At 43.2% G+C, this 9,254-nt stretch carries 8 protein-coding genes and 1 pseudogene; 7 read left to right on the top strand and 2 right to left on the bottom strand.

The window, feature by feature from the left end:
* From V7K32_RS00160 to V7K32_RS00130, 7 genes and pseudogenes are all read left to right on the top strand, one after another.
* A pseudogene (locus V7K32_RS00160) lies at positions 1–123 on the top strand (photosystem II D2 protein (photosystem q(a) protein)); the annotation flags it as partial.
* Positions 107–1,498, top strand: a complete 1,392-nt coding sequence (gene psbC / locus V7K32_RS00155) for a photosystem II reaction center protein CP43 (protein WP_334989191.1) — start codon at positions 107–109, stop codon at positions 1,496–1,498. The pseudogene V7K32_RS00160 and the gene psbC, both read left to right, overlap by 17 nt.
* Before the next feature lie 129 nt (positions 1,499–1,627).
* Positions 1,628–1,768 carry a PCP reductase family protein gene (locus V7K32_RS00150; RefSeq protein WP_334989189.1) on the top strand — a complete coding sequence of 47 codons (141 nt, stop codon included), beginning with the start codon at positions 1,628–1,630 and terminating at the stop codon, positions 1,766–1,768.
* A 125-nt stretch (positions 1,769–1,893) separates the two neighbouring features.
* Positions 1,894–2,538 (top strand): Type 1 glutamine amidotransferase-like domain-containing protein, encoded by a 645-nt coding sequence (locus tag V7K32_RS00145; protein WP_334989187.1) that lies wholly within the window; start codon positions 1,894–1,896, stop codon positions 2,536–2,538.
* Positions 2,539–2,547: 9 nt separating this feature from the next.
* Positions 2,548–2,682, top strand: a complete 135-nt coding sequence (locus V7K32_RS00140) for a hypothetical protein (protein ID WP_334989185.1) — start codon at positions 2,548–2,550, stop codon at positions 2,680–2,682.
* A 42-nt stretch (positions 2,683–2,724) separates the two neighbouring features.
* On the top strand, positions 2,725–3,165 hold the full coding sequence (locus tag V7K32_RS00135) for a Uma2 family endonuclease (protein ID WP_334989182.1): 441 nt from the start codon (positions 2,725–2,727) through the stop codon (positions 3,163–3,165).
* 72 nt (positions 3,166–3,237) lie between these two features.
* Positions 3,238–3,375 carry a hypothetical protein gene (locus V7K32_RS00130; protein ID WP_334989180.1) on the top strand — a complete coding sequence of 46 codons (138 nt, stop codon included), beginning with the start codon at positions 3,238–3,240 and terminating at the stop codon, positions 3,373–3,375.
* Positions 3,376–3,456: 81 nt separating this feature from the next.
* On the opposite strand, the gene V7K32_RS00125 is transcribed toward V7K32_RS00130, so the two are convergent.
* The gene (locus V7K32_RS00125; protein ID WP_334989178.1) at positions 3,457–4,293 is read right to left on the bottom strand and encodes an SWIM zinc finger family protein; all 837 of its coding nucleotides are present in this window, start codon (positions 4,291–4,293) and stop codon (positions 3,457–3,459) included.
* Positions 4,294–4,360: 67 nt separating this feature from the next.
* Positions 4,361–9,100: an SNF2-related protein gene (locus V7K32_RS00120; protein ID WP_334989176.1), complete on the bottom strand. Its 4,740-nt coding sequence runs from the start codon at positions 9,098–9,100 to the stop codon at positions 4,361–4,363.
* Positions 9,101–9,254: the final 154 nt, after the last annotated feature.

Raw genomic sequence — 9,254 nt, 5'->3', positions numbered from 1 at the left:
ACCTTCTATACCAAAAACATTTTGCTGAATGAGGGTATCCGCGCTTGGATGGCTCCTCAAGATCAACCCCACGAACAATTTGTATTCCCTGAGGAGGTATTGCCACGTGGTAACGCTCTCTAATAGACCAAATATATTAGGCGGTACTGGACGCGACCAAGAATCCACAGGCTTTGCCTGGTGGTCTGGTAACGCGCGTTTAATCAATCTATCTGGCAAACTCCTGGGCGCTCACGTTGCCCACGCTGGCTTGATTGTATTCTGGGCAGGAGCGATGACTTTGTTTGAAGTCGCTCACTTCGTTCCTGAAAAGCCCATGTACGAACAGGGCTTGATTCTGTTACCTCACCTTGCTACTCAGGGTTGGGGCGTTGGCGCTGGTGGTGAAGTAATCGACACCTTCCCCTACTTTGTTGTTGGTGTACTCCACCTAATTTCCTCAGCCGTCCTTGGCTTTGGCGGTATCTATCACGCCGTCCGTGGTCCAGAAACCTTAGAAGAATACTCTTCTTTCTTCGGTTACGACTGGAAAGACAAGAACAAGATGACCAACATCATCGGATTCCACCTGATTATTTTGGGATGCGGTGCGCTGCTGTTGGTGCTAAAGGCAATGTTCTTTGGTGGTTTGTATGACACCTGGGCACCAGGCGGTGGTGACGTTCGGATTATTACCAATCCGACACTGAACCCAGCAGTCATCTTCGGTTATGTACTCAAATCTCCCTTCGGTGGCGAAGGCTGGATTGTCAGCGTCGATAACTTAGAAGATGTGGTCGGTGGTCACATCTGGATTGCCTTTATCTGTATTGCTGGCGGTATTTTCCACATTCTTACCAAGCCTTTTGCTTGGTCACGTCGTGCATCCATCTGGTCTGGTGAGGCTTACCTCTCCTACAGCTTGGGCGCTCTGTCGTTGATGGGCTTCATTGCCTCACTCTATGTTTGGTTTAACAACACCGTTTACCCCAGCGAATTCTACGGTCCTACCGGTCCTGAAGCTTCTCAAGCTCAAGCTTTGACCTTCTTGATTCGTGACCAACGCTTGGGTGCTAACGTCGGTTCTGCCCAAGGCCCCACAGGATTGGGTAAATACCTGATGCGCTCTCCAACTGGTGAAATCATCTTCGGTGGTGAAACCATGCGCTTCTGGGATTTCCGCGGCCCTTGGCTGGAGCCTCTACGTGGCCCCAATGGTCTTGACCTGGAAAAAATCAAGAACGATATTCAGCCTTGGCAAGCTCGTCGCGCTGCTGAATACATGACCCACGCTCCTCTGGGTTCTTTGAACTCCGTGGGTGGTGTGGCTACCGAAATTAACTCCTTCAACTACGTATCTCCTCGTGCTTGGTTGGCGACTTCTCACTTCGTACTAGGATTCTTCTTCTTAGTTGGTCACTTGTGGCACGCTGGTCGCGCACGGGCTGCGGCTGGTGGTTTTGAGAAAGGAATTAACCGTGATACTGAGCCAGTGATGTTTATGGATGACCTAGATTAGGTTGTAAAGTTTATTTCATCACTGACAATTAAATAATTTAGAGGCTCTTGCGTAAAAGCAAGGGCTTTTTTTATAAGAAAATTAATAATCTATTGATTAACTGAGTGACTTACCAAGATAATTAATAGTATGAGCGATTCCAATTTTATTGATGCTTTGCGATGGACATCTGAAACTAAAGAAAAATTGCAAAATATTCCCTTTTTTGTCCGTTCTCAAGCTAAAACCAGAATTGAACAGCTAGCTCGTGAGCTATGCTTACAAACATGAACAATTTGGCTTATAATTTGTCACTGCGGTCAAATAATATGTCGCTCTACATTTGACGATTAGTTCCCGTTCGGTGAGATTGGTTTAGGTACTTTATCTGCATGTATAGGAGGTGAAGCGAAAAAATGCAACGATTGGTGTTCTACAGCGATCAATTAGGAGCAGCAAATCAGCAAATGGATGGGTATCTGCTCCAACTATTAGGCATCACTGCCACACGCATTGGCTATATTTCCTCGTCAAGCGATCCAAAACGTCAGTACTTTACAGCAAAACAAGAGTACTATCAGCAGTATGGTCTTGAACTCACGCTCTACATTGAACTTGATGTGGCATACAAACCAGACCTTCTCGATTCTTTGTTTGCTTGTGATGCGATTCATTTATCTGGCGGTAATACTTATTACTTTTTGTACTGGCTCCAGCAACGCGGTTTGATGGAGCGCCTCCAGCACTATGCTCATAATCAAGGCGTGTTAATTGGCATTTCGGCAGGGGCAATTATGATGACACCGGAGGTAGCCTCGGCACACCTTTGTGGTGATGTGCCGTATACACCGCTTACCAACAGCCAAGGATTAGGTCTAGTAGACTTTGCGTTTGTGCCGCATATACAGGACACACCAGAGGAATCTGCTCGTATGCAGGCATATGCCAACCACCAGCAACGAGTGCTATACGGCTGTCATGATGGGGATGGGATTGTAGTCACTGGTGAAACGGTTACCTTGGTTGGCAATGTTGTTTCCATGACACCAAAAAAGACATGAGTTATGCTAATGCGTCGTGTGTTCGGTGGTTCGCCACCAATGCCAACGGTTGATACCTCTACTGCGCCGCCAAAGGAAGTAGCCCAGACCACAAATTTATTAGCACTGCACGCTCTTTTAAGGAACATGAATTCTGACTCATGAGTTCTGAATTCTTCTTTATAAAACATTCTGGAGGTCGTAACAATGACAGTCGCCAAGAATCGAGCAGACCGAGTAATGCTTTATGACATCAGCTGGCAACAGTTTGAAAATCTTCTCAAAGACTTGGGAGAGCATCGGGCAGCACGGTTAGCTTACGATCGCACTACTTTGGAAATTATGACACCTTTACCTGAACACGAACATTACAAAGAGGTAATTAGCGATTTGGTCAAAGAAATGGCTGATGTGCTGGATTTGGACTATGAAAGTTATGGTTCGACTACCTGGAAACGAGAAAGCCGAATGGCAGGGGTGGAGTCTGATAACTGCTTCTATTTCCAGAATGAAGCTACGGTTCGGGGTAGATTGGATTTGGACTTGAAACAAGACCCACCGCCTGATTTGGCACTGGAAATTGATGTTACCAATAAATCTCTAAATCGTTTTCCCATTTATGCCCGATTGGGAGTACCAGAACTCTAGTGTTATGACTCTGGCGAACTCAAGATTTACCACCTGCAAAATGGCGAATATGTCGAGTCAGAAAAGAGTTTAGTGTTTCCTACTTTAGAAATTCGATATCTGCCAAAACTCATTGAGCAAAATCGGGCAGATGGCAGACGCGCAATTCTTCAAGCGTTGCGCGAATGGGTAAGAAAAGGCGGAAAAGGTGAACTATCTAGTCAATCATAACTACGAATTACTTTAGCGTAGCGTTAGCGAGTCTTCGTTCGCTTTTAGCGTCTCGTAGAGAGCGTCATTACGAATTACGAATTAGCTTCCTCCCACATTCATTGCTGCTAAAAAAGCCTTCTGGCTCACATCTCTGTAAACTGTATTCAAATACTTCATTACTAGATCACTGGAAGTTGAATTTACTGTATTTTCCTCTTCCTTTGCTAGAGGGATTGCTCCTAATACATCTAAGACCATCTCATTAGTGGACGGCGCAATCACTACTAATGATGACTCTAGTGGCTCATTATATTGCCAGAAAGAGTCAATTTTTACTGAGTATTTGTTATTAGGAATTGACTGTTGAATATCGGGCGTTTCTGTGGTATTATGTTGAATCTTGGCGCTACGCAATTGACGTAAATCGCTAATAATTTGCTCTTTGGTGCGTCCGCGCAATTGAAATAGTACAAAAGGGTCTTCACTGAAGCGATCGCCTAACTGATAGTACAATGCACCAATATGTTTACAGGGATTTGCTTTATCTGGACAAGAGCATTTACTCTGGACATCACCAAGGGTAAAAGGAAATATCGAAAGTCCATTAGCCGTAAATACTTCTTCTATATTTTGTGGCATTTCTCCTGCTAGTAATTTGGCAGCAAAAATTGCCCTTTGGGACATGCTTTCAATAACATAACCCCATTGTTCATCGCTAAAAGGTTCAAGGGAAAGGGAAACTTTATAAGGTTCTACTTCACTACCTTGCACCTTAGCTAATACTTTTGCTCCTTTAAATTCAATGCTCAGAACATTTCCTTGACGAGCATAATTTCTAGCACGTTCTAAACGCTTTTTAAAACGATAAGAATCTAGTAAATCTAGCCATTGTTGTGACCACCATTCTCGACTTGCTTGTAATGTATAATTAGTCATAATTCATTTCAAAACTTAGTAGTCTGCTACCCAATTTTTGCGGGTTTGTAGTGCGCTCACTACCAACTTATTCTGCATCATCGTCAATTACTGCACTGCGATCGAGTATTAGTAAGTTGCGAAGTTGGTCTGTATTTAGTTCAGTTAACCATTCTTCACCAGCACCTACAACTTGTTCAGCTAGTTGTTTCTTGCTTTCAATCATGTCATGAATTTTTTCTTCTAAAGTGCCTGTGCAAACAAATTTATGTACTTGCACATTCCGAGTTTGACCAATCCGAAATACTCTATCTGTGGCTTGATTTTCTACGGCTGGGTTCCACCATCTATCAAAGTGGAATACATGATTTGCTCGGGTTAAATTAAGTCCTACACCACCCGCTTTCAGAGAAAGAATCATAATCGGTGGACCTTGAGGATCGTGTTGGAAACGGTCGATCATTTCCTCACGTTGTTTTTTGCTGGTGCTACCATATAAAAAGAATATTTCTCGCTTTAGCTGTTTTTCTAAATAGGGTTTAAGTAATTTACCCCACTCAGCAAATTGTGTAAAGATTAAAGCTCTATCGCTTTCTGCTAAAACTTCTTCTAACATTTCTTCTAGGCGAAGAAGTTTGGCTGAATTATGTTGCTCTAATGTCGCTTGTTTCAAATATTGGGCTGGGTGATTGCAGATTTGTTTGAGTTTGATTAGCAAAGCTAAAATCATCCCCCGACGTTGCAATCCTTCAGCAGATTCTATTTCTACTAAAGATTGTTCTACAACTTGTTGATAAAGTGCGGCTTGTTCACCAGTTAGACCACAAAATACGGTCATTTCTTGCTTATCTGGCAAGTCTTGAATGATGTCGCGATCGCTTTTCAATCGCCTGAGTATAAATGGTTGCACTAATGCACGTAACTGAGCCAAAGAAGCCGTATCACCATACTTTTCAATTGGCATGGCAAAGCGCCTCTGGAAAAATTGCTTATTGCCTAAATACCCTGGATTGAGAAAATCCAAAATAGACCAGAGTTCTTGTAGTCTATTTTCTACAGGTGTCCCCGTCAACGCAATCCGAAATGTAGCTTCTAATTGCCGCACTGCTTTTGACTGCTTCGCCTCTGGATTTTTCACATTCTGGGCTTCATCTAAAACAATTATCTGCCAAGAGATACTTTGCAATGACTTGATATCTCGATGAAGCAGTGAATAGCTAGTAACGATTAAATCATGTTTTTTCACGGCTTCTAAAAACGCTTTTCCTTTTGGGCGTTTGTCACCGTGATATTGCAAAATTTTCAGGCTTGGTGCAAATTTATTGACTTCCCTTTCCCAGTTGCCTAAAACAGAAGTTGGACAAACCAATAGAGTTGGATTTTCTAGCGTATCCTGTTCTTTCAAGTGCAGTAGAAAAGCAATGAATTGGACAGTGTTATGGCAAATAATATTGTTAGCGACAAAATTATGATGTTCCCTAACTTCAAAGTCATAAACCCATCCATCATAATCTATCTCCTCTATTGATTCTATCCGGCAATAAAATACCTCTTGATCGAGAAGACATTGTAAAGACTGTCTTGTTAAGCTCAACTGTTCTACATCTAGGTTGCTATATGCTGTGAGGGTTTGAGTTGTCCACTTGGAAGGTTTTAGTAGCTGATACTGTTCTTGGGCTTCTCCACTAATAATGCGGCTCATCCCAGCTATTACTTGCTGTAAACTATCTCTAGAAAATTGCTGTGAACCATTAATGTAAACAGTGTTGTGCATCCCAAAATGCCGTAACGGCAGTCCCGTTGCTATGACTGTTTGGGCAACCATATCAGAAGCGGGAATTCCTTCAATATTTGTGTTACTTACCAGTTGACAAATTTGTTCTAATTTGCTCTGTTTTTCTGAGTTATTAAAACCAATTTCTTGGAGAAATCTGCGGGCAGAATTTCCACCAATGACACCAATATAGCAGGTGCGTAAAGTACGAGTTTCATTAGTGGCACACTTCAGTTTAGGCGATATTCGCAACCAAATACCGAAACGACGCAACAATGCAGAAAGTTGCTGAATCAGTAAAACTGAAGCTGTAGCAATCTCAATACTTCCCATGCTCAAAACAACAGCAGATTCAGCATCAAAATAGTTTTGTAAAAATATCCGCACACTATCTAAGTCTGCCTGCATAATGAAGGGCGGAATAGATTTTTCTGCTGATAGTTTGCCCCAAATATAACCTTTAGCTTCTAAGAATTGCCGATAGCCAAGGCTATTAACTTGAAGATTAGAAACTCTGTTAGGGAAGGTAGAGATATTAGGGCTATTAATTTTGAGGTTATAACGGTTTTGAATGCGTTGGCAAATCTGGAGTAGATCCTCTAGGACTCTGGTATCTTTTTGGGATATTGTGACTCTTGCTACATCGGGTAGTTCATGCCCTTCGGCAATCTGCCAAGCGATAAATTTGACTAAATCTGGGTCTTGTGGTTTTCCATTCCAAAGCGTTTTACTTGGTACACAAACGTAATCATCCACCTGTAAGTTATTTGTCCAACCTTTATTTGTCAGCAGCTTGTGACGATGAGTGATAGTGATAGTATTACCGTCTTCTAGGGTGATTTTTCGTAATTTCTCACAGACTTGTTGTCGATATAACCTTTTAACATTAGCCTGGAGGATTTTGCCAGTTTTTTCATCTATGGAATTAACTAGTAATTGCTCAGTGGGGTTAGCCCAAAATCCTTCGCCGTCAAATTCTGTTTCTCCAGCGTGAGTTGTCCAGATTGTCTCGGCTGTGCGTAACAGTCCATTGACATTTACTAAAGTATCATTTGCTACGCATTTTCCCAATCCCATATCGTCGGCGAGACACGCGCCTAAGCCCCAACGTTCCAAGAATGACAACCAAGCAGCGCCACGTTCTTGATAAGGTCGCAACTGTCCTTTAAAGCCTGTTGGTGTGGGTAAAGGTTCAAGCGCTTGATTATTACTTAACGCCCCAATCAACTCTTGCAATGCCCCAGATGCCTCAAAGCTGACCACTGGTAATTTTTCAATTACCTGGGTATCCCCTGTACTGAAACGCAAGGCATCTTCCAGAGAAAGGGCCATTTGGTCTTTGCGAGTCGTAAAAAAAGTTTGGGCTGTTTTGATGTCTTGGGGGCGCAATTCCACCCACTCGCCGTTAATTTCCACTAGCGGACTATTTAAAGCCACAAGTTTATCAAACTCAGCTTTAGAAATAGTTTGTCCACCAATTGCCAATTGCCATTGGAAATTCAGCAGACTTTGCAACCCTAAACGTCCCTGCTTTTTCTTTGGGGTTTCGGCAGTAATTTTCAAACCCAAACGGTTCGCCCATCCTTCACGGTTCGCTAAACTGGGAGGTAAAATTACTCCCAAACCACTGTCTTCTAACCTCCAAGCTACAGCTTTGATAAACTCATAAGCTTGCATGGGGGTGATACGAGAAGATTGGGGATATTCGGTTTCAAAGCTGGGTGCGATCGCCGGATATAATCTAGAAGCTACCCCCAAACCTCGCAAAAATGTTTCCTGTGGTTGCTCAATTGTCCGATTTTCATAAACCAATCGTTCAACTGGATTATTCCAAATAGTTGCTGCATCCACCACAAACTCAGGATCATCAGCCGCTTGCAAAAAATACGCTAATGTCCAATCTGTTTCGCCAGACTCTGGGGAATGCAGTTGAAAACAGGCACGAAATAGAGTTTTAAGAGTTAATTGATATTGTAGCGGCATAGTCCAAGCCTTTAGTGCCGCTTCCAGTCGTTCCACTTCAATTGCATCTGCATTGACTGTACCAGATGCACTGGTTAAAGCTTGCAACCACTGTCGCACCCCAGATGGTAAAGATGCAATCGTCTTAGCTTCCATCGGAGGTTGAGAACCTACCATCCCTCGCACTTGGGCATCTATCGTACTGTTAAGAAATCCCAAAAGTAATTCTTGAGGTTCGGTAGGGAAGTTTACCGCTAGGTGAGGGGATGAGGAGGATCTTACTCCCTCTGCCCCCCGTGCCTCCCCTGCCTCCCCTGCCCCCCCTGCCTCCCCTGCCCCCCCTGCTCCCTCCTGATAAATACGACAAACCAACGGCATATTCGCAGAAAATCTTTCTAGACGGGTTCCATCTACTGCACTGTCTAGAAGTACTTGCCATTTAGCAGCAAATGCACCATCTGATTGTCGGCCAATTGTTGGTAAAAACTTACACCGTGAGATTAAATCTAAACTCCATCGGGCAACCTGCGACCAAAAACGTAAATCTCCTCCTAAAAATGCATCTTCTCCGTTAGTAGCATTTAGGGGAATAGCAGCGAGAAATTTTACTGCTTCGCTGGGGTTAAGACAAAAACCTTCAACTCGCCACGGTTGCAAATATTGCGGGGAGTCTGTATCTAGCCCTAAGCTGGCAGAATGCACAGGGAAAATCGCTGCTGTTCCTTCGCTACTGCCTTCTGGGATATAAGTTGGTAGGGCAATGATTTGCGAATGCGTTGGTATGATCTCAGTGGTACTGGCGGCTTTGCGCGTTCGCCCAGTAGTAGCGATGGCTTTGCCCGCCGCAGGCATCGCAATTTGGGGCTGCTGGATAAAGTTGGTAATTGCCATGTTCTGCGAATCGCCAAAGGCGACGCTTTGCGATCGCAACCACTCACTCAACTCAACTACTGTCATTGCTAATGGATGTAGTAGTATATCTCCAGATCCATTAGGCTCGATATTCACTCGTGGCGATCGCCAAGTTTCCCCCCAAATAAATAAACAACCCTTTTGATTTTTTAGTAACCAATTACAGTGTAAAATCGCCATTTGCTAATTACTCAGATTTCCGTAAAATTAAATAATTTAACTTGCAAAAACTCTATTTATTACATCTTCTGAATAACATTTGTAATATAATAGACCAGTCTTATTGATATGAGGTGGCCGCCCTGACTTACCATCCGAACAAGAATTGCGTCAT

The organism is Nostoc sp., from assembly GCF_036917635.1.
Classification (GTDB): domain Bacteria; phylum Cyanobacteriota; class Cyanobacteriia; order Cyanobacteriales; family Nostocaceae; genus Nostoc.
Note: the sequence above shows the minus strand (reverse complement) of the source record. Positions and strands in the feature narration are given on the sequence as shown.